This is a genomic window from Streptomyces sp. NPDC088923 (genome assembly GCF_044749745.1).
Classification (GTDB): domain Bacteria; phylum Actinomycetota; class Actinomycetes; order Streptomycetales; family Streptomycetaceae; genus Streptomyces.
Genome location: NZ_JBIVIO010000005.1, coordinates 154,248 through 172,891 on the forward strand (window position 1 = coordinate 154,248; position 18,644 = coordinate 172,891).

General features: G+C 71.5%; 19 protein-coding genes. 17 read left to right on the forward strand and 2 right to left on the reverse strand.

Annotated features, from left to right (window positions below; genetic code table 11):
- The first annotated feature begins 68 nt into the window (after positions 1-68).
- On the forward strand, positions 69-686 hold the full coding sequence (locus ACIP4O_RS21000) for a hypothetical protein (protein WP_401576821.1): 618 nt from the start codon (positions 69-71) through the stop codon (positions 684-686).
- An 89-nt stretch (positions 687-775) separates the two neighbouring features.
- Positions 776-2,122, forward strand: coding sequence for an NAD(P)/FAD-dependent oxidoreductase (locus ACIP4O_RS21005; protein ID WP_401576448.1), 1,347 nt, complete (start codon positions 776-778; stop codon positions 2,120-2,122).
- Between the two features lie 27 nt (positions 2,123-2,149).
- Here the strand turns inward: ACIP4O_RS21005 and ACIP4O_RS21010 are convergent, their stop codons facing one another.
- Positions 2,150-2,470 carry a ferredoxin gene (locus ACIP4O_RS21010; RefSeq protein ID WP_164288878.1) on the reverse strand — a complete coding sequence of 107 codons (321 nt, stop codon included), beginning with the start codon at positions 2,468-2,470 and terminating at the stop codon, positions 2,150-2,152.
- A gap of 234 nt (positions 2,471-2,704) precedes the next feature.
- On the opposite strand from ACIP4O_RS21010, the gene arc reads away from it, so the two are divergent.
- From arc to prcA, 5 genes are all read left to right on the forward strand, one after another.
- Positions 2,705-4,471: a proteasome ATPase gene (arc, locus tag ACIP4O_RS21015; protein WP_164288880.1), complete on the forward strand. Its 1,767-nt coding sequence runs from the start codon at positions 2,705-2,707 to the stop codon at positions 4,469-4,471.
- Positions 4,472-4,709: 238 nt separating this feature from the next.
- Entirely contained in the window at positions 4,710-6,221 is a 1,512-nt protein-coding gene (gene dop / locus ACIP4O_RS21020; RefSeq protein WP_401576451.1) for a depupylase/deamidase Dop, read from the forward strand.
- 196 nt (positions 6,222-6,417) lie between these two features.
- Positions 6,418-6,636 (forward strand): ubiquitin-like protein Pup, encoded by a 219-nt coding sequence (locus ACIP4O_RS21025; protein WP_007828998.1) that lies wholly within the window; start codon positions 6,418-6,420, stop codon positions 6,634-6,636.
- 298 nt (positions 6,637-6,934) lie between these two features.
- The gene (gene prcB, locus ACIP4O_RS21030; RefSeq protein ID WP_164288884.1) at positions 6,935-7,777 is read left to right on the forward strand and encodes a proteasome subunit beta; all 843 of its coding nucleotides are present in this window, start codon (positions 6,935-6,937) and stop codon (positions 7,775-7,777) included.
- A 53-nt stretch (positions 7,778-7,830) separates the two neighbouring features.
- Complete coding sequence (prcA, locus tag ACIP4O_RS21035) at positions 7,831-8,604, forward strand: proteasome subunit alpha (RefSeq protein WP_401576452.1); 774 nt, start codon at positions 7,831-7,833, stop codon at positions 8,602-8,604.
- Positions 8,605-8,693: 89 nt separating this feature from the next.
- Here prcA and ACIP4O_RS21040 read toward each other — a convergent pair whose 3' ends face one another.
- Positions 8,694-9,716 carry a LacI family DNA-binding transcriptional regulator gene (locus tag ACIP4O_RS21040; protein WP_401576454.1) on the reverse strand — a complete coding sequence of 341 codons (1,023 nt, stop codon included), beginning with the start codon at positions 9,714-9,716 and terminating at the stop codon, positions 8,694-8,696.
- Between the two features lie 82 nt (positions 9,717-9,798).
- On the opposite strand from ACIP4O_RS21040, the gene ACIP4O_RS21045 reads away from it, so the two are divergent.
- The 10 genes from ACIP4O_RS21045 (at position 9,799) to tatC (ending at position 18,608) form a co-directional block, all read left to right on the forward strand.
- Entirely contained in the window at positions 9,799-11,010 is a 1,212-nt protein-coding gene (locus tag ACIP4O_RS21045) for an MFS transporter (RefSeq protein ID WP_401576456.1), read from the forward strand.
- A gap of 99 nt (positions 11,011-11,109) precedes the next feature.
- Positions 11,110-12,471: a Pup--protein ligase gene (gene pafA / locus ACIP4O_RS21050; protein WP_007829021.1), complete on the forward strand. Its 1,362-nt coding sequence runs from the start codon at positions 11,110-11,112 to the stop codon at positions 12,469-12,471.
- Positions 12,472-12,749: 278 nt separating this feature from the next.
- Positions 12,750-13,775 carry an FKBP-type peptidyl-prolyl cis-trans isomerase gene (locus ACIP4O_RS21055; RefSeq protein WP_361327621.1) on the forward strand — a complete coding sequence of 342 codons (1,026 nt, stop codon included), beginning with the start codon at positions 12,750-12,752 and terminating at the stop codon, positions 13,773-13,775.
- Positions 13,776-13,907: 132 nt separating this feature from the next.
- Positions 13,908-14,279, forward strand: coding sequence for an FKBP-type peptidyl-prolyl cis-trans isomerase (locus ACIP4O_RS21060; RefSeq protein WP_401576459.1), 372 nt, complete (start codon positions 13,908-13,910; stop codon positions 14,277-14,279).
- A gap of 182 nt (positions 14,280-14,461) precedes the next feature.
- Positions 14,462-15,415, forward strand: coding sequence for a helix-turn-helix transcriptional regulator (locus ACIP4O_RS21065; RefSeq protein ID WP_401576461.1), 954 nt, complete (start codon positions 14,462-14,464; stop codon positions 15,413-15,415).
- Positions 15,416-15,509: 94 nt separating this feature from the next.
- Entirely contained in the window at positions 15,510-16,466 is a 957-nt protein-coding gene (locus ACIP4O_RS21070) for a helix-turn-helix transcriptional regulator (RefSeq protein ID WP_401576462.1), read from the forward strand.
- Positions 16,467-16,563: 97 nt separating this feature from the next.
- Entirely contained in the window at positions 16,564-16,827 is a 264-nt protein-coding gene (locus tag ACIP4O_RS21075) for a hypothetical protein (protein WP_401576464.1), read from the forward strand.
- A 38-nt stretch (positions 16,828-16,865) separates the two neighbouring features.
- Positions 16,866-17,093 (forward strand): hypothetical protein, encoded by a 228-nt coding sequence (locus ACIP4O_RS21080; RefSeq protein ID WP_401576466.1) that lies wholly within the window; start codon positions 16,866-16,868, stop codon positions 17,091-17,093.
- Between the two features lie 223 nt (positions 17,094-17,316).
- On the forward strand, positions 17,317-17,598 hold the full coding sequence (tatA, locus tag ACIP4O_RS21085; RefSeq protein ID WP_361328142.1) for a Sec-independent protein translocase subunit TatA: 282 nt from the start codon (positions 17,317-17,319) through the stop codon (positions 17,596-17,598).
- Between the two features lie 59 nt (positions 17,599-17,657).
- Positions 17,658-18,608 (forward strand): twin-arginine translocase subunit TatC, encoded by a 951-nt coding sequence (gene tatC / locus ACIP4O_RS21090; RefSeq protein ID WP_401576468.1) that lies wholly within the window; start codon positions 17,658-17,660, stop codon positions 18,606-18,608.
- Positions 18,609-18,644 lie beyond the last annotated feature (36 nt).

Sequence of the window (18,644 nt, forward strand, 5' to 3'; positions counted from 1 at the left end):
CCCCTGTGAGGTATGGCACGATGCCGACCACCCCACCGGCACGCGCCCACAGCGGGAGACACACCCTCGTGCAGCACTCCGTAGAACCGGAACTCGCCCACACCCGCACCACCCCCCTGCACTGGCTCGCCGTCGCCGCGGCGCTCTGCGCGGTGATCTCCCTCTCCTCGGTGTTCCAGCCCGACGAGGCCGACGCCAGCACACACCACGCCCCCGGCGCCAAGCCCTCGGTCCACGCGCCGGCCCGCCCCGTGCCCGCGCCGGACGCCTCGCTCGCCACGTACCCCCTCACCTGCCCCACTCCACCCGGCGAGAAGGCGAAGCCGCCGACGCTCGCCGAGCACGTCGCGGGCGACCTCGACGGGGACGGCAGCCCGGAGACCGTCGCGCTGGTCCACTGCGCGGCCGGCTCCGGCAATCCGCCCGAGGGCCTGTACGTCCTCACCCGCACGGCGGCCGAGCGGAAGCCCCGCGTGATCGCGACCCTCCTCGACCCCACCGAGCAGCGCACGGTCGAGGAACTGACGGTCCAGCGCGGCGAGGTGCGCGCGAGCGTCCTCGGCTACTCCAGCCTGGACGTCCCCCGCTGCTGCCCCGACGTCCACCAGTCCACGGCCTGGGCCTGGCACGGGAACCGCTTCACCCGCACCAGCCCCGGCGCCCCCGCGGGCGACGGCCTGGCCTGAATCCGCGTCAGCCGATCCCGGCATGCGGCCCGCCCCACCGCGGGTGACGATGGGCGCTGTCCGCCGTCGCCCCGGTCAGGAGCCCCGCCATGTCCCCTCCGCGCGTTCTGGTGATCGGCGCGGGTTTCGCCGGAGTCGAGTGCCTGCACCGCCTGGAGCGGACGCTGCGCCCCGAGGAAGCGGAACTCGTCCTCGTCTCGCCCGAGGACTACCAGCTGTACCTCCCCCTGCTCCCGCACGTCGCCGCCGGACTGCTCACGCCCCAGTCCATCGCCGTGTCCCTGCGCCGCCGGCTGCGCCGCACCCGGTACGCCCCGGGCATCGCCGTCGGCGTCGACCACGAACGGCGCCACGTCACCGTACGGACCCCCGAGGGACACGAGCGGGCGCTGCGCTACGACATCCTGCTCCTCGCCGCGGGCAGCACGACGCGACTCCTCGGCATCCCGGGCGTGCGCGAACACGCCCTCGGTATGAAGACCCTCGCCCAGGCCGCCTATCTGCGCGACCACGTCATCGGCCAGCTCGACGCCGCCGCGGTCGCCACCGATCCCGCCGAGCGCGCCGAACGCCTGCGCTTCCTCGTGGTCGGCGGCGGCTACGCGGGCACCGAGACCGCCGCCTCGCTCCAACTCCTCACCCGTGCCGCCGTGCGCCGCTTCCCGCGCCTGGACCCGGCCGAGCTGAGCTGGCACCTCGTCGACATCGCCCCGCGTCTGCTCCCCGAGATCGGCGAGCGCCTCGGGGACGACGCCCTGCGCGCCCTCCGCGCGCGCGGCATCGAGATCTCGCTCGGCACGAGCGTCGCCCGGCTCACCCCGCGCTCCGTCGAGCTGACGGACGGCCGGGTCCTGCCCACCCGCACGCTCGTGTGGACGGCCGGGGTCGCGGCGAGCCCGCTCATGACGACCGTCGAGACGGAACTGGCGCGCGGGCGGCTCGTGACGACGGCCGAGATGGCCGTGCCCGGCGCGCCGGGGGTCTTCGCCGTCGGGGACGCCGCCGCCGTGCCCGACCTCGCCAAGGGCGGCGACGCGATCACCCCGCCCACGGCCCAGCACTCGCAGCGGCAGGGCAAGGCGGTCGCGTACAACATCGCGGCCCGGCTGCGCGGCACCGAGCCGCGCCCCTACTACCACCGCGACCTCGGCCTCGTCGTGGACCTAGGCGACAAGTACGCCGTCTCCCGGCCGCTCGGCATCGGCCTCACCGGGCTGCCCGCCCAGGCGGTGGCCCGCGGCTACCACCTCGCGGCGCTCCCGACGCTGACCGCGCGCGCCCGGGTCCTCGTCAACTGGACGCTCAAGGCGGCCACCGGCGACGACTTCGTCAGCACCGGCTTCCAGCGCGGCCGCCCCGCGACCCTCCCGCACTTCGAGCACTCGGAGCTGTACGAGGGCGCGGAGAAGGGCGCCGCGGAACCGGAGCCGGGGTGAGGCCCCTCCCATACGGAGGCGGGGGGCTCAGCCCGCGTCCGCCTCCGGCCCGTAGACCTCCACGCGGTCCGTGACCCGGCGCACGTGGATGCACTCGCCGGGGCACTCCTTCGCCGAGTCCACGACGTCCCGGAGCAGCGGGAGCGGGACGCGGGTGGTCGCGCCTGGGGCCTGGAGGAGTTCGTCGTCGCCGCTCTTGACGTACGCGAGCCCGTCGATGTCCAGCTCGAAGACCTCGGGCGCGTACTGCGCGCAGATGCCGTCGCCCGTGCACAGGTCCTGGTCGATCCAGACCTCCAGCGGTTCGTCCTCCCGCGCCGCGAGCCCGGACTCCTGCTGTGCGGTCATGTTTCCTGCCGTTTCCTCTGCGTGAAGCCCGCCACCGTCAAGGGGCGTTGAACACCTCGACGATACAACCGGGCCGCTTCAGCGGGAGATGGGTGGGTATTCCCCTCGGGAGAGGGAGAGCGCAAGGGTGAACATCGGACACGCCCCACCGTCTTTTTGATCTAGGGGTTTCAACCGGCACCCGCCCAGGTAGGGTCTGGAAGCGTCCAGCTCCCTTTGGAGGAGGTGAGGACCGTGGCAGCCCACGACGACGACATGAACCGCGGCATCCGCCCGGGCCGGGGGTCCGAGGACCCGCTCGCCCAGGTCGCCCAGCTTGAGCAGGAGATCGCCGTCCTGCGGCGCAAGCTCGCCGACTCACCGCGTCACACAAGGATTCTTGAGGACCGGATCGTCGAGCTTCAGACCAACCTGGCCGGGGTGTCCGCGCAGAACGAACGACTGGCGAACACCCTCCGCGAGGCCCGCGACCAGATCGTGGCCCTCAAGGAGGAAGTGGATCGCCTCGCCCAGCCCCCCGCGGGCTTCGGTGTCTTCCTCGCGGCGAACGAGGACGGCACCGTCGACATCTTCACCGGGGGCCGCAAGCTCCGGGTGAACGTCAGCCCCGAGATCGAGACCGACACCTTGCAGCGTGGCCAGGAGGTCATGCTCAACGAAGCGCTCAACGTGGTCGAGGCCATGGAGTTCGAGCGCGCGGGCGACATCGTCACCCTCAAGGAGATCCTGGAGGACGGCGAACGCGCCCTCGTGGTGGGGCACACCGACGAGGAGCGCGTGGTGCGCCTCGCCGAGCCCCTCATGGGCGTCACCATCAGGGCGGGCGACGCCCTGCTCCTCGACTCCCGTTCCGGGTACGTCTTCGAGATCGTGCCCAAGAGCGAGGTCGAGGAACTGGTCCTGGAAGAGGTCCCGGACATCGGCTACGAGCAGATCGGCGGTCTGGGCAACCAGATCGAGCTGATCCGCGACGCCGTCGAGCTCCCGTACCTCTACCCGGACCTCTTCAAGGAGCACGAGTTGCGGCCGCCGAAGGGTGTGCTGCTCTACGGCCCGCCCGGCTGCGGCAAGACGCTCATCGCCAAGGCCGTCGCCAACTCGCTCGCCAAGAAGGTGGCCGAGGTCACCGGACAGGCGGCGGGCAAGAGCTACTTCCTGAACATCAAGGGCCCCGAGCTGCTCAACAAGTACGTCGGCGAGACCGAGCGGCACATCCGCCTGGTCTTCCAGCGGGCCCGGGAGAAGGCGAGCGAGGGCACCCCTGTCATCGTCTTCTTCGACGAGATGGAATCCCTCTTCCGCACCCGGGGTTCCGGCGTCAGCTCGGACGTGGAGAACACCATCGTCCCCCAGTTGCTCGCCGAGATCGACGGTGTGGAGGGCCTGGAGAACGTCATCGTCATCGGGGCGTCGAACCGCGAGGACATGATCGACCCCGCGATTCTGCGCCCCGGCCGTCTCGACGTGAAGATCAAGATCGAGCGTCCGGACGCCGAGGCGGCGAAGGACATCTTCGCGAAGTACCTCACCGACCGGCTCCCGCTGCACACCGACGACCTCGCCGAGCACACGGGCGACAAGGCGGAGACCGTCCACGGCATGATCCAGTCCGTGGTCGAGCAGATGTACGCCGAATCGGACGAGAACCGCTTCCTCGAAGTGACCTACGCCAACGGTGACAAGGAAGTCCTGTACTTCAAGGACTTCAACTCCGGCGCCATGATCGAGAACATCGTCGGCCGCGCCAAGAAGATGGCCATCAAGGCCTTCCTCGAACAGAACCAGAAGGGGCTTCGCGTCTCCCACCTCCTCCAGGCCTGCGTGGACGAGTTCAAGGAGAACGAGGACCTGCCCAACACCACCAACCCGGACGACTGGGCCCGGATCTCCGGCAAGAAGGGGGAACGGATCGTCTACATCCGCACCCTCGTCACCGGGAAGCAGGGCGCCGACACCGGTCGCTCGATCGACACGGTGGCGAACACCGGGCAGTACCTGTAGGGATCAGTACCCGCAGAGACACGCACGCGCAGGAGGCCGCGGTCGCTCCCCGGAGCCCCGCGGCCTCCCGCGTTGGCGACGGTAAAGGAATAAGCCCCACCAGCGACGCACAAGCGTTCTAGGCTCAGCGATATCACCGGGCGGCGCGACGCGGGACGGGGACCGGGCGCGCGCCCGAGCGCGCACGGTACTGGAGCGCGGCTCCCGCGGGGGAGCGGCGCCGGGCAAGGAGGGCCGCATGACCGTACGGCGAGTAATGGGCATCGAGACGGAGTACGGGATCTCCGTGCCCGGTCACCCGAACGCCAATGCCATGCTCACCTCGTCCCAGATCGTCAACGCCTACGCGGCGGCGATGCACCGGGCCAGGCGGGCACGCTGGGACTTCGAGGAGGAGAACCCGCTGCGCGACGCGCGCGGCTTCGACCTCGCCCGCGAGTCCGCCGACTCCACCCAGCTCACCGACGAGGACATCGGCCTCGCCAACGTCATCCTCACCAACGGCGCCCGGCTCTACGTGGACCACGCCCACCCCGAGTACAGCTCCCCGGAGATCACCGGCCCGCGGGACGCGGTGCTGTGGGACAAGGCGGGGGAGCGGATCATGGCCGAGGCCGCCGAGCGCGCGGCCGCCGTGCCGAACACGCATCCCATCCACCTGTACAAGAACAACACCGACAACAAGGGCGCCTCCTACGGCACCCACGAGAACTACCTGATGTCCCGCGAGACCCCCTTCGGCGACATCGTCCGGCACCTCACGCCCTTCTTCGTCTCGCGACAGGTGATCACGGGCGCCGGCCGCGTCGGGATCGGGCAGGACGGCCGCGAGCACGGCTTCCAGCTCAGCCAGCGCGCCGACTACTTCGAGGTCGAGGTGGGCCTGGAGACGACGCTGAAGCGGCCGATCATCAACACCCGCGACGAGCCGCACTCGGACGCCGAGAAGTACCGCAGGCTCCACGTCATCATCGGTGACGCGAACCTCTCGGAGATCTCCACCTACCTCAAGCTCGGCACCACCTCGCTGGTCCTCGCGATGATCGAGGACGGCTTCATCGCCGTCGACCTCGCCGTGGACCAGCCGGTCCGCACCCTCCACCAGGTCTCGCACGACCCCTCGCTCCAGCAGCTCGTGAAGTTGCGCGACGGCCGCAGCCTCACCGCCGTCCAGCTCCAGATGGAGTACTGCGCCCTCGCCCGCAAGTACGTGGACGAGCGGTACGGGAGTGACGCGGACGAGGAGACCACCGACATCCTCAGCCGCTGGGAGGACACCCTCGACCGCCTGGAGCGGGACCCCGGCAGCCTCTCCAGAGAACTGGACTGGGTCGCCAAGCGCGAGCTGATGGAGGGCTACCGGCGCCGCGACGGACTCGACTGGGACGCCGCGCGGCTCCACCTCGTCGACCTCCAGTACGCCGACGTACGGCCCGACAAGGGGCTCTACAACCGGCTCGTCGCCCGCGGCAGCATGAAACGGCTGCTGAGCGAGGAGGAGGTGTCCCGGGCGGTCTTCGACCCGCCGGAGGACACCAGGGCCTACTTCCGCGGGCGCTGCCTGGCACAGTACGCGGACGAGGTCGCCGCCGCCTCCTGGGACTCGGTGATCTTCGACCTGCCCGACCGCGACTCCTTGCAGCGCGTCGCGACGCTGGAGCCCTTGCGCGGTACACGTACCCACGTCAAGGATCTTCTCGACCGCTGCCGCACGGCCGAAGAGCTGGTCAGGGCCCTGACCGGTCCGTGAGCGGAGCCAATCCGTGACCTCGTGGGGGCCTGAAAAGGTCCCCACGAGGGAAACATCAGGGCAGGCAGCGCGTTGAGCAATCACGGGGCCGGATCGCGGCCCTGCTTGTAGGGTCGGAGAGAACCGATCTTGGGGCCGGGAAAGTCCCGGCACACCACGACACATCCAGCGGGGCACACCGAGCGGGGTGAGGCAGATGGCGACCAAGGACACCGGCGGCGGACAGCAGAAGGCGACGCGGTCCACCGAGGAGACCGAGGAACAGACCCAGGACGCACAGGACTCCTCGGATCTCAAGGAGCGCCAGGAGAAGCTGAGCGACGACGTGGACTCCGTCCTGGACGAGATCGACGACGTCCTGGAGGAGAACGCGGAGGACTTCGTGCGCAGCTTCGTCCAGAAGGGCGGGGAGTAGCGCACCCCGGTGGGGCCGCGACCCCACGAGCGCACGTACGGACGCGGGACGTCCCGGCAGACCCCGGGGCGTCCCGCGCCGTGCTTTTCGCCCGGCCCCTCCCGTGCCGCTCCGTCAAGGCGCAGGTCAGCGGCCCGCGCATCCGTGGGGCACGGGTTTGCCACTGTGGGTGGTTCCGCCCGCCGTGGCGGGTAGGGTCCGAGGCGTACGCACCGTCATCAACCGCTACCGGGCCCGTCGGCGCGGATGAGCGCCCCCGTGGCGCCGCGACCGGACCGCCGCCCGACCGGAGGGAAACATGGGAGCACACACGCGTCACACCGGGCGTCTGCCCGCCGCCTTCCTGACACCCGGTTCCTCCTCGTTCCTGGACTTCCTGTCCGAGCATCAGCCCGAACTGCTGCCCGGCAACCGGCAACTGCCCGTCAAGGGAGCCATCGAACTGCCGCACGGGACCACGATCCTGGCCCTCGCCTTCGAGGGCGGCGTCATCCTCGCCGGTGACCGCAGGGCCACGATGGGGAACGTCATCGCCCAGCGGGACGTCGAGAAGGTCTTCCCCGCCGACGAGTACTCGGCCGTCGGCATCGCGGGCACCGCCGGGCTCGCCGTCGAGATGGTCAAGCTCTTCCAGCTGGAACTGGAGCACTTCGAGAAGGTCGAGGGCGCCCAGCTCTCCCTGGAGGGCAAGGCGAACCGCCTCGCCACGATGATCCGCGGCAACCTCGGCATGGCCATGCAGGGCCTCGCCGTCGTCCCGCTCTTCGCCGGCTACGACGTCGACCGCGGCACGGGCCGCATCTTCTCCTACGACGTCGCGGGCGGCCGCTCCGAGGAGTACGGCTACGCCTCGACGGGCTCGGGCTCGGTCTTCGCCCGGGGCGCGCTCAAGAAGCTCTACCGTCCCGGCCTCAGCTCCGACGAGGCGAGCGTCCTCGCCATCCAGGCGCTCTACGACGCCGCCGACGACGACTCGGCGACCGGCGGCCCGGACCTGGGCCGCCGCATCTTCCCGATCATCAGCGTCATCACGGACGAGGGCTACCGCCGCGTCTCCGAGGAGGAGACCGCCCGTATCGCCGAGGACGTGCAGCGCCGCAGGCTCGCGCAGCCGGACGGGCCGCGCGCCGAACTCCTCTGACCCCGACACTCCGAAGACCTCCCCCGACCCCGACAGAAAGCGACGGTCAGCCGGTGTCCACGCCGTTCTACGTCTCACCCCAGCAGGCGATGGCCGACCGGGCGGAGTACGCCCGCAAGGGCATCGCCCGAGGCCGCAGCCTCGTCGTGCTCCAGTACGCCGACGGCATTGTCTTCGTCGGCGAGAACCCCTCCAGGGCCCTCCACAAGTTCAGCGAGATCTACGACCGCATCGCCTTCGCGGCGGCCGGCAAGTACAACGAGTACGAGAACCTGCGCATCGGCGGCGTCCGCTACGCCGACCTGCGCGGCTACACCTACGACCGCACCGACGTCACCGCGCGCGGACTCGCCAACGTCTACGCGCAGACGCTCGGCACCATCTTCTCCAGCAACGCCGAGAAGCCGTACGAGGTCGAACTCGTCGTCGCCGAGGTCGGGGACACCCCCGACGGTGACCAGATCTACCGGCTCCCGCACGACGGCTCGATCGTCGACGAGCACGGCTCGGTCGCGGTCGGCGGCAACGCGGAGCAGATCAGCGGCTGGCTCGACCAGCGCCACCGCGACGGGATGACCCTCGCCGAGGCCCTCAAGCTCGCCGTCCAGGCCCTCGCCCGCGACGCCAACGGCAGCGAGCGCGAGATCCCGGCGGAGCGCCTGGAGGTCGCGGTCCTCGACCGGACGAGGGCGCAGCAGCGCAAGTTCCGCCGCATCACGGGCACCCACCTGGCCCGCCTCCTCGCGGGCGAGGCGGAGCAGGACGAGGCGGAGGACACCGGGGCCCCGGCCGCTCCGGCCAAGGACGAGGACGAGGACGACAGCTGAGCCCCGGCGGGCGGCCACCGGCCGTCCGGCGGGATCACGGCCCCGTGCCCCTGGTGGGTGCGGGGCCGTCGCGCGCGGTGGACGGGCCGTCAGGCGGGCGCCGGGCCCGTCGAGTCGCGTACGACGAGCTCCACGGGCAGCGGGTCCGTGCGCGGCTGTGTGCCGTCCAGGAGCGCGAGCAGGGCCCTCATGCCGCGGGCGCCGAACTCCTCGGCGGGCAGCCGCACGGTGGTCAGTTCCGGATCGAGGGCGCGGGCGAGCGTGAGGTCGTCGACGCCCGTGACCGAGAGGTCCTCGGGCACGCGCAGGCCGATGCCGCGCGCCGCCTTCAGCACGCCCGCCGCCATCAGGTCGTCGTCGCACACGAGGGCCGTGGGCCGCCCCGGCGCGCCGAGCAGGCCCAGCGCCGCCTCGCGCGCGCCCGCGATGGACAGCGGGGCCCGCACGGTGGCGAGGTCCGCCCCCGGCAGGGCCCCGGCGAGGGCGGTGGCGCGGCTCGTGAACGTCCACGAGTCCACGTCGGCGGCGAGGTGCGCGAAGCGCCGGTGGCCGAGCCCGCGCAGGTGCGCGGCGATCTGCCGCATCCCGTCCGCGAGGGCGAGGTTGACCGTGGCGGTACGGGCTCCCGGCCGCGGTTGGGCGTCGAGCATGACGAGCGGCAGCGTGTCCCCGCGGATCGCGGCGAGCGCCTCGGCGGCCATCGAGGAGGCGAGGACCCCGTCGAGCGCCGCGCGCGCGGAGCCGAAGGGATCGCGTGCGGGGCCGATGCCCTCCGGCGAGGGGTAGAGCACGAGCCCCGTGCCGTGCGCGGCGGCGACCCGCGCGGCCCCCGTGTACACCCCGGCGAAGAACTCGCTCGTGAGCGCGGGCACCACGAGCAGCGCGGTGCGCGTCCGCCCGAGCCGCAGATTCCGCGCCGCCAGATTCGGCCGGTACCCGAGCCCGTCCGCCGCCTCCCGCACCCGCTCGGCCGTGGCGGCCCCCACCCGCCCCCGCCACTTCCCGCTCAGCACGAGCGACACGGCGGCCTGCGAGACCCCGGCGGCACGGGCGACGTCACGACTCGTGGGGCGGGAGGCGGAGTCGGGCGAGGGGCTGCCTGGGGCGGGCACGGAACTCCTTGGCGGCTGGACCGGTGGGCGAGGTCATGGTACGTATGAGCGGCGACGTTATACGTACAACCGAGGGGTGGGCATGGCGGGCGGATACCTGGGGGTGCTGCGGGCTCCGTACGCGAGCCGGCTGCTCTCCTCGACACTCCTGGGGCGGCTGCCCAACGCGGTCGGGCACATCGCGCTCGTCGTCTTCGTCCGCGAACAGGGCGGCGGCTACGCCCTCGCCGGTGCCCTCGCCGCCGTCTACGGGCTCGCCACCGCCGTCGGACAGCCGCTCCTCGGCCGCGCCGTGGACCTGCGCGGGCAGCGCGCCGTACTGCTGCCCGCCTCGGTCCTCTCCGCGCTGGCCATGGCCGCCTTCGCGCTCACGGGGATCACCCCGCGCCCCCTCGCGTACCTCCTCGTCGGCCTCGCCGGACTCACCACCCCGCCGCTGGAGGGAGCCCTGCGCGCGCTGTGGCCGAGCGTCCTCGGCCGCGCGGACCACGTCCACACCGCCTACGCCCTCGAAGCGGTCGCGCAGGAGGTGATGTTCACCGTCGGCCCGCTCCTCGTCACGCTCCTGGTCGCCCTCCGCTCGGCGACGGCCGCGCTCCTCGTCGTCAACGTCCTCGGCGTGCTCGGCGCCCTCTCCGTCGTCCTCGCGGGGCCCTCGCGCGCCTGGCGCGGCGCCGCGCGCGAGGCGCACTGGCTCGGCGCGCTGCGCTCGCCCGGACTCCTCGCGCTGCTCGGCGCCTTCCTCTTCGTCGGCGTCGCGCTCGGCTCCATCACGGTCTCCGCGCTCGCCTACTCCGACGGGGCGGGCGGCGAGACGGCGTACGGGGCGATCATGGCCGCGCTCGGCGGCGGCGCCCTCATCGGCGGCCTCGCCTACGGCGCCCGCGACTGGACCGGCCGCCCCGAGCCCCGCCTGCGCCTCCTCGTCGCGCTGCTCGCGCTCGGCTACCTCCCCCTGCTCCTGACGCCGGGCCGGTACCCGATGACGGGCCTCGCCCTCCTCTCCGGGGTCTTCCTCGCCCCCTCGCTCGCCTGTGCCTTCGTCGCGGTGGACCGGCACGCCCCGCGCGGCACCGTGACCGAGGCCTTCTCCTGGCTCGTGACGACCTTCGGTGTCGGCAACGCGCTCGGCACGGCGCTCGCCGGCCCCGCGCTCGACGCGGGCGGCGTCCGCGCCGGCTTCGCCGTGGCGGCCTGCGGCGGCACGCTCGCGGCGCTCGTCCTCCTCGTCACGGCACCGGTCCTGGAGGGCCGTACGGGCCGGGCCGCCGCGCCCGAGACGACCGAGCCCTGAACGACGCGGCAGGTCGGCGGGGGGCCGCGCGGTGAAAATGATCCGAACCCTCACGCCCGAGCCGGTTTCAGGAAGTGGTCTAAGGCGTAATGTTCAAGCATGGACCGCCGCATTTTCGGGCTGGAGAACGAGTACGGCGTCACGTGCACGTTCCGGGGACAGCGCCGTCTGTCTCCGGACGAGGTGGCGCGGTACCTCTTCCGCCGTGTCGTGTCATGGGGCCGCAGCAGCAATGTCTTCCTGCGCAACGGCGCCCGGCTCTACCTGGACGTGGGCTCGCATCCGGAATACGCCACACCCGAATGCGACAACATCACCGAACTGGTGACCCACGACAAGGCCGGTGAGCGCATCCTCGAAGGCCTGCTCACCGACGCGGAACGCCGCCTGCACGAGGAGGGAATCGCGGGCGACGTCTATCTCTTCAAGAACAACACCGACTCAGCGGGCAACTCCTACGGCTGTCACGAGAACTACCTCGTGGCCCGGCACGGGGAGTTCTCCCGGCTCGCCGACATCCTCATTCCCTTCCTCGTCACCCGGCAGTTGCTGTGCGGGGCCGGAAAGGTGCTCCAGACCCCGAGGGGCGCGGTCTTCTGCGTCAGCCAGCGGGCCGAGCACATCTGGGAGGGCGTCAGCTCGGCGACCACCCGTTCCCGGCCGATCATCAACACCCGCGACGAGCCGCACGCCGACGCCGAGCGCTACCGCAGGCTCCACGTCATCGTCGGCGACTCGAACATGTCCGAGACCACCATGCTCCTCAAGGTCGGCGCCACCGACCTCGTCCTGCGCATGATCGAGGCCGGCACGGTCATGCGCGACCTCACCCTGGAGAACCCGATCCGGGCGATCCGCGAGGTCAGCCACGACATCACGGGCCGTCGCAAGGTGCGCCTCGCGAGCGGCAGGGAAGCCTCCGCGCTCGAAGTCCAGCGCGAGTACTACGAGAAGGCGCTCGACTTCTGCGAGCGCCGCGGCATCAACACCGGCACCGTCGCCCAGGTCCTCGAACTGTGGGGCCGCACCCTCGACGCGATCGAGTCGGAGGACCTCGACCGGATCGGTACCGAGATCGACTGGGTCATGAAGTACAAGCTGATCGAGCGGTACCGCGCCAAGCACAACATGACGATGTCGAATCCGCGGGTCGCGCAGATAGACCTCGCCTACCACGACATCCACCGTCGCCGGGGGCTGTACTACCTCCTGGAGAAGAAGGGACAGGCCGCGCGGATCTGCAACGACCTGCGCATCTTCGAGGGAAAATCCGTTCCCCCGCAGACCACGCGGGCGCGGCTGCGCGGCGATTTCATCCGCCGGGCACAGGAGCAGCGGCGTGATTTCACCGTGGACTGGGTGCACCTCAAGCTCAATGACCAGGCGCAGCGCACGGTGCTGTGCAAAGACCCCTTCAGGTCGGTCGACGACCGGGTGGAGAAGCTGATCGCCGGAATGTGACCGGCGGTTTATGAAAGCGGAGCGAATTCCCTTTCCCCACACGGAGCCACCGAAACCTGTGGAAAGGCCGGGCACCCGCTGTGCCCGGCCTTTCCACGCCTGTGAACTGGTGGTTTCACCGCCCGCGACCGGCCTCTTTCGCCCCCTCGGTCGGCAGCGGCCCGGGGGCGCGCGCGGCCGATACACGCACCTCGCTGAAAAGCGCCGCCGCGTTCCCTGTCGCCGTGGTGGGAGGGCCTAGAGTGACGGAACCGTATCCGCAACACTCTGGGGATCTTGTGCATCGCCGACTCGCAGCCTTCATCATCGTGCCCGCCCTGGCACTCGTCGCCACCGCCTGCGGTGGTGACGACGACAGCAAGGACAAGGCCGATTCGTCCAGCTCGCCCTCGGCGTCCGCTCCCGCCGAGTCCTCGGCGCCCAAGCCGGTCTCCTCGGCCTCGCCGATGCCCACGATCTCCGGCGCCAAGGACAAGCAGCCCAAGATCACGATCCCCAAGGGCAGCCCGAGCAAGAAGTTCGTCGTCCACTCCGAGAGCGCGGGCGACGGCAAGACCGTGCAGAAGGGCGACTTCGTCTCCTTCGACTTCACGGGCAAGATCTGGAAGAGCGGCAAGGACTTCGGCTCGACGTACGAGAAGGGCGGCCAGCCGCAGGTCATCCAGGCCGGCTCGGCGGGGATCATCCCCGCCTTCGCCCAGGCCATGGCCGGGCACAAGGAGGGCGAGCGCGTCCTCGTCGTCGCCCCGCCCTCGGCCGGCTTCGGCGCCCAGGGCAACCAGCAGGCCGGGGTGGCCGCCGACGACACCCTCGTCTTCGTCGTCGACATCAACAAGATCGTCCCGACCACCGAGGTCAAGGGAACGCAGGCGTCGATCCCCTCGGACCTGCCGCAGATCAAGGTCGACGACAAGACCCACAAGGCCGACATCACGATCCCGAAGAACGACCCGCCCACGAAGCTCACCAGCAAGGTGCTCATCCAGGGCAAGGGCGAGAAGATCGAGTCCGGCAACAACGTGATCATGGAGTACAGCGGCGCCGCCTGGAAGATCAACGAGGGCAAGAAGCCCGCGACGCTCTTCGACACCTCCGCCAACCGCGGCGAGCCCTTCGTCACGCCGATCGGTACCGGCGCCGTCATCCCCGGCTGGGACAAGGGCCTCGTCGGCAAGCACGTCGGCGACCGCGTCCTCCTCGTGATCCCGCCGGCCGACGGCTACGGCGACCAGGCCCAGGGCGACACCCTGCCGGCCAAGTCCACGCTCGTCTTCGCCGTCGACATCGTCGGCGTCGCGAAGTGAGGCCGCGCGGCAGCGGCGTACGGCCCCCGTACGCACACCGCCGCGCCACCCGGTGACAGACTGGGCCACGAACAACGGACCGCCCCGCCGCCCGCGGCGGGGCGGTCCTCCTGCCAACACTGGAGCCTTTACGTGAGCATCGAGAAGCCCGAGGTCGACTTCCCCGGTGGCGAGCCCCCGGCGGAGCTGGAGATCAAGGACATCTGGGAGGGCGACGGGCCCGTTGCCAAGGCCGGGGACAACGTCCGCGTCCACTACGTGGGTGTGGCCTTCTCCACCGGCGAGGAGTTCGACGCCAGCTGGAACCGCGGCGCCCCGCTCGCCTTCCCGCTCGGCGCCGGCCGCGTCATCGCGGGCTGGGACCAGGGTGTGCAGGGCATGAAGGTCGGCGGTCGCCGCCAGCTGATCATCCCGCCGCACCTCGCCTACGGCAGCCAGTCCCCGAGCCCCCTGATCAAGCCCAACGAGACGCTGATCTTCGTCTGCGACCTCGTCTCCGTCTGAGCCGGGACGCGGACCCCGCGCGGCCCCGGGCACGTACCCCCGCGGTACGGGCCCGGGGCCGCGCGCGTGCGCAGCCACGCCCGAACTTTTCCCGCGCCCCCGCGGAGCGGTACGGTCGACGCGGACGAACAGCGGCAATGATCCCCGCGCGGGCGGGGGTGGCCCCAGCAGAGAGGGCGTCGATGGCGATCGCCAAGGCCGAGCGGCTCATGAACCTCGCGCTGTGCCTGCTCGGGACCCGCAGGCCGCTGAGCAAGCGTGAGCTGCGCGAGTCCATCGAGGCGTACCTCGAAGCCGCCTCGGACGAGGCGTTCAACCGCATGTTCGAGCGCGACAAGGACGATCTGCGCGAACTCGGCCTCGTCATCGAGACGGTCGAAGGCCTCGACGGGGAGATCGGCTACCGCGCGGGCCGCGACAGCAACCGCCTGCCGCCCATCACGCTCGACGCCGAGGAGGCCGCGGCCCTCGGGCTCGCGGCGAAGGTCTGGCAGCAGGCCAGGCTCGCCGGAGCCGCGAGCGGCGCCCTCCAGAAGCTCCGCGCCGCCGGGCTCCCCGAGGACGTCGATCCCTACGGCACCCACACCGCGCTCGAACCGCGCATCCCCGTGCACGAGGCCGCCTTCGAACCCCTCATGCTCGCCTGCCGCGACCGCCGCCCCGTCGTCTTCGACTACCGCAAGTCCACCGCGCCCCGCCCCGAGGCCCGGCACGTCGAACCCTGGGCCCTGGAGTGCTGGCGCGGCCACTGGTACCTCGCCGGGTACGACCGCGAGCGCGGCGCCGAACGCGTCTTCCGCCTCTCGCGCATCACCGGCAGGGTCCGCGCCACCCGCGGCGCCTTCAGCAGCGAGGTGCCCCCGGTCGTCACCGTCCGCGAGACCGTCGCCGCCTGGGCCGGCGAGAACGCCGACCGCAGCGCCTTCATCCGGCTGCGCGCGGGCTCCGGCTACCCGCTGCGCGCCAAGGCCATCAACGTGCGCTCCGTGGACGGCGGGTGGGACGAGCTGGAGATCCCGTACGGGCACGGGCTCGACGCCTGGCTCGTCGAGTTCGGCCCCGACGTGGTCGTCCTGGAACCGGCCGAGCTGCGCGCGGACGTACGCGACCGGCTGCGCGCCGTGGCCGGGGTCTGAACGGGCTTCCCGCACAGGCGGGCCGCCCGAGCCCCGTCCCCCTCGATCCACACAGACGCGACCACGCCCCCCGACCACGCGAAGGAGCAGGCACATGGCGGCCAACGCCATCGACCAGACCCGGCGGATGCTCTCGCTCGTCACCTACCTGCGCGAGCGCCCGGGCGCCTATGTCGCCGACGTGGCCCGGGCCTTCGGCATCACCGAGGACGAACTCATCTCCGACCTCGACGTGCTGCCGCTGTGCGGCACCAGCTTCCGCGGCGGTGACCTGCTCGACATCGACACCGACGGCGAGCGCATCTGGTGGCACAACGCCGACGACGTCGCGGCCCCGCTCCGGCTCGCCGCCGACGAGGCCACCGCGCTCCTCGTCGCCGCCCGCGCCGTCACGACGCTGCCCGGACTGCGCGAGAGCGACCGGCAGGCCCTCCTGCGCGCGACCGCCAAGCTGGAGGCCGCCGCGGGGGACACCGCGGGGGCGAGCAGCAGGCTCTCGGTGACCTTCGAGTCCGAGGGCGGCGTCTTCGCAGAGGTGGACCGTGCGATCGCGGAGCGGCGGCGGCTGTGGCTGCGCTACTACTCGCCCGCGCGCGACGAGCTGACCGAGCGCGAGGTGGACCCCATCCGGCTCTTCGCCGTGGGGCACACCTACATGGAGGCGTGGTGCCGCCTCTCGGAGGACCGGCGCACCTTCCGTCTCGACCGCGTCGCCGCGATCCGCATCCTCGACGAGCCCTCCTCGCCCCCCGAGATGGAGCTGCGGGACCTGTCGGCCGGACTCGTGCAGCCCGCCGCCGACGACCCCGAGGTCACCGTCGAGGTCGCGCCCGCCGGGCGCTGGGTCGCCGAGTACTACCCGCACGACAAGGCCGAGGAACTCCCCGACGGCGGACTGCGCATCACGCTGCGCACCCCCGACCCGGCGTCCCTGCGCCGCCTCGCGCTCCGGCTGGGCGCCGACGGCCGTATCGTCGCCCCCGAGGAGCTGGCCACGAGCGCCCGCGAGGCGGCGCGGCAGGCTCTCGCCGCGTACGGCGAGGAGCTGTGAAGCCCCGTACGCCCGTCCGACACCGCGAGCCCGCCCGCCGAGGTGAGGCCGTCCGGGACGGCGGGCCCGTCCGAGACCGCGAGAGGGAGACCGCCCCGTGACGTCCGCCGAAGGAATCCTCGAAGCGACGGGCGGCACCCACGGGCGGCTCTACCGCGCCGCCTGCCCCGGGTGCGGGGCCCGCTTCGAACTCTCCGCCGCCGCGCTGCGGCTCGCCATCGGCGGCAGCCGCAAGACCACCTTCTACTCCTTCACGTGCCCCGAGTGCGGCGAGGCGGTCCGCAAACCGGCGGGGGAGCGGATTGTGGAACTCCTCACAGAAGGCGGCGTCCGCACGCTGCGGCTGCACTCCGCCCACTGACCCCGGCTCTCCTCACCCAAGGAACTAGGCTCGCCCGCATGCCCTCGCCCTCCGCTCTCTCCTGGTCCATGATCGCCGTCGCCCTCGGCTTCGCCGGGCTCGCTGTCCTCGGGGTTCTCGGGGTGCGGGTGTGGATCGAGGTCCGCCGGCTGGGCGTCCAGGTGGCCCGCACCTCGCAGCGGATCAGCGAGGCGACCGGGGACCTGGAGCGCGCGGCCAGCGATCTCGCCCGCACCTCGGGCAGCCTGCCGGCCCAGCGGAGGTGAACGACCGGCGCAGCGACCTGTCATAATCCCTGACCCGCCAGGTACGCTGCTGGCGCGGCCCGGAGCGAGGCGCGGGTCGCGAAACCGGGAATGCGCACAGGGATAGCCCGGTGTTCACCTGTGAGCGCTACGATCGCGGAGCGTACGGAAACCGGACGAGTGTCCAGCTCCCGCTCGTAGCTCCCCATCCCAGCCGCCTCGGTGAGAAGGTAGTACGCCTATGTTGTTCGGAAAGATCGGCGCCCCCGAGATCATCCTCATCCTCGTCGTCGTGGTGCTGCTGTTCGGCGCGAAGAAGCTTCCGGACATGGCCCGTTCGCTCGGCAAGTCCGCGCGCATCCTCAAGAGCGAGGCCAAGGCGATGAAGTCCGAGGGCAAGCAGGACGAAGCCGCCCCGGCCGACCCGCCCGCCGACCAGGCGGTCCCGCGTACCATCCAGGCCGCCCCCGGTGACGTGACCAGCTCCCGCCCGGTCGCCGAGCCCACGGACACCCCCCAGCGCTGAGCGCCCACACGGCGCCGGAGCAGGCCGGCGCCGCCGTACGCACGAGATGAGGACGTGGGTTGCTGAAGTCTGCCCGCACACGAGCCGAGAAGGACCCCGAGGGGCGCATGCCGCTCATGGATCACCTCCGTGAGCTGCGCAACCGCCTGGCGAAGGGGGTCCTCGGCATCGTTGTCGTGACGATCGTGGCCGCGTTCTTCTACCAGGACATCGTCGACTTCGTCACGCGTCCCATCATGCACTCGGTGGGGTGCGAGCAGGCGTTCTCCGACCTCGCGCGGCGCGAGAAGGGCGAGTGCGCCAGGATCGTGATGAACGGGCTGCTCAGCCCCTTCAGCCTGGCGATCAAGGTCTCGCTCATGGCCGGAGTCATCGGCGCCTCGCCGATCTGGCTCTACCAGCTGTGGGGCTTCATCGCGCCCGGCCTGCACCGCAACGAGAAGAAGTACGCGGTCGGTTTCGTCGGCGTGGGCGTCCCGCTCTTCCTCGTCGGGGCCTTCATCGCGTACCGCACCCTGCCGACGATGGCGGAGGTGCTCCTCGGTTTCACCCCCGAGAACGCCGAGAACCAGCTCCCTCTCGACGACCTGCTGAACCTGATCACGCGCATGGTGCTCGTCTTCGGCGCCTCGTTCGAACTGCCGCTGCTCCTCGTCATGCTCAACCTGACGCACGTCCTGACGGGCAAGCGGATGCTGAGCTGGTGGCGCTGGATGATCATGGGCATCACGGTCTTCGCCGCCGTGGCCACCCCCAGCACCGACCCGGTGAGCATGCTGGCCCTCGCGGGCCCCATCTGGGTCCTCTACTTCGGCGCCACGGTCTTCTCGCTCCTCAACGACCGGCGCCGCGTGCGCAACGACCCGTACGCCGGCCTCGACGACGACGAGGCGGCACCCCTCGACCTCAGCCCCGAGGACATCGGCGAGGTCGAACGCGTCACCACTCCCCGCGCCCTCCCCGAGCAGACCGGCCGGGACCGCGTCAACGGCTACGACGACGTGACCTGACCGCCCCTGTCCCGCGAGCCCTACCGGACGGTAGGG

Bases quoted from the DNA above. Each gene is read 5' to 3' on its own strand.
- ACIP4O_RS21005 (WP_401576448.1), top strand. From the start codon at position 776: ATGTCCCCTCCGCGCGTTCTGGTGATCGGCGCGGGTTTCGCCGGAGTC.
- ACIP4O_RS21065 (WP_401576461.1), top strand. From the start codon at position 14,462: ATGGCGATCGCCAAGGCCGAGCGGCTCATGAACCTCGCGCTGTGCCTG.
- pafA (WP_007829021.1), top strand. From the start codon at position 11,110: ATGGACCGCCGCATTTTCGGGCTGGAGAACGAGTACGGCGTCACGTGC.
- ACIP4O_RS21025 (WP_007828998.1), top strand. From the start codon at position 6,418: ATGGCGACCAAGGACACCGGCGGCGGACAGCAGAAGGCGACGCGGTCC.
- ACIP4O_RS21045 (WP_401576456.1), top strand. From the start codon at position 9,799: ATGGCGGGCGGATACCTGGGGGTGCTGCGGGCTCCGTACGCGAGCCGG.
- ACIP4O_RS21070 (WP_401576462.1), top strand. From the start codon at position 15,510: ATGGCGGCCAACGCCATCGACCAGACCCGGCGGATGCTCTCGCTCGTC.
- dop (WP_401576451.1), top strand. From the start codon at position 4,710: ATGACCGTACGGCGAGTAATGGGCATCGAGACGGAGTACGGGATCTCC.
- ACIP4O_RS21010 (WP_164288878.1), bottom strand. From the start codon at position 2,470: ATGACCGCACAGCAGGAGTCCGGGCTCGCGGCGCGGGAGGACGAACCG.
- prcB (WP_164288884.1), top strand. From the start codon at position 6,935: ATGGGAGCACACACGCGTCACACCGGGCGTCTGCCCGCCGCCTTCCTG.
- ACIP4O_RS21080 (WP_401576466.1), top strand. From the start codon at position 16,866: ATGCCCTCGCCCTCCGCTCTCTCCTGGTCCATGATCGCCGTCGCCCTC.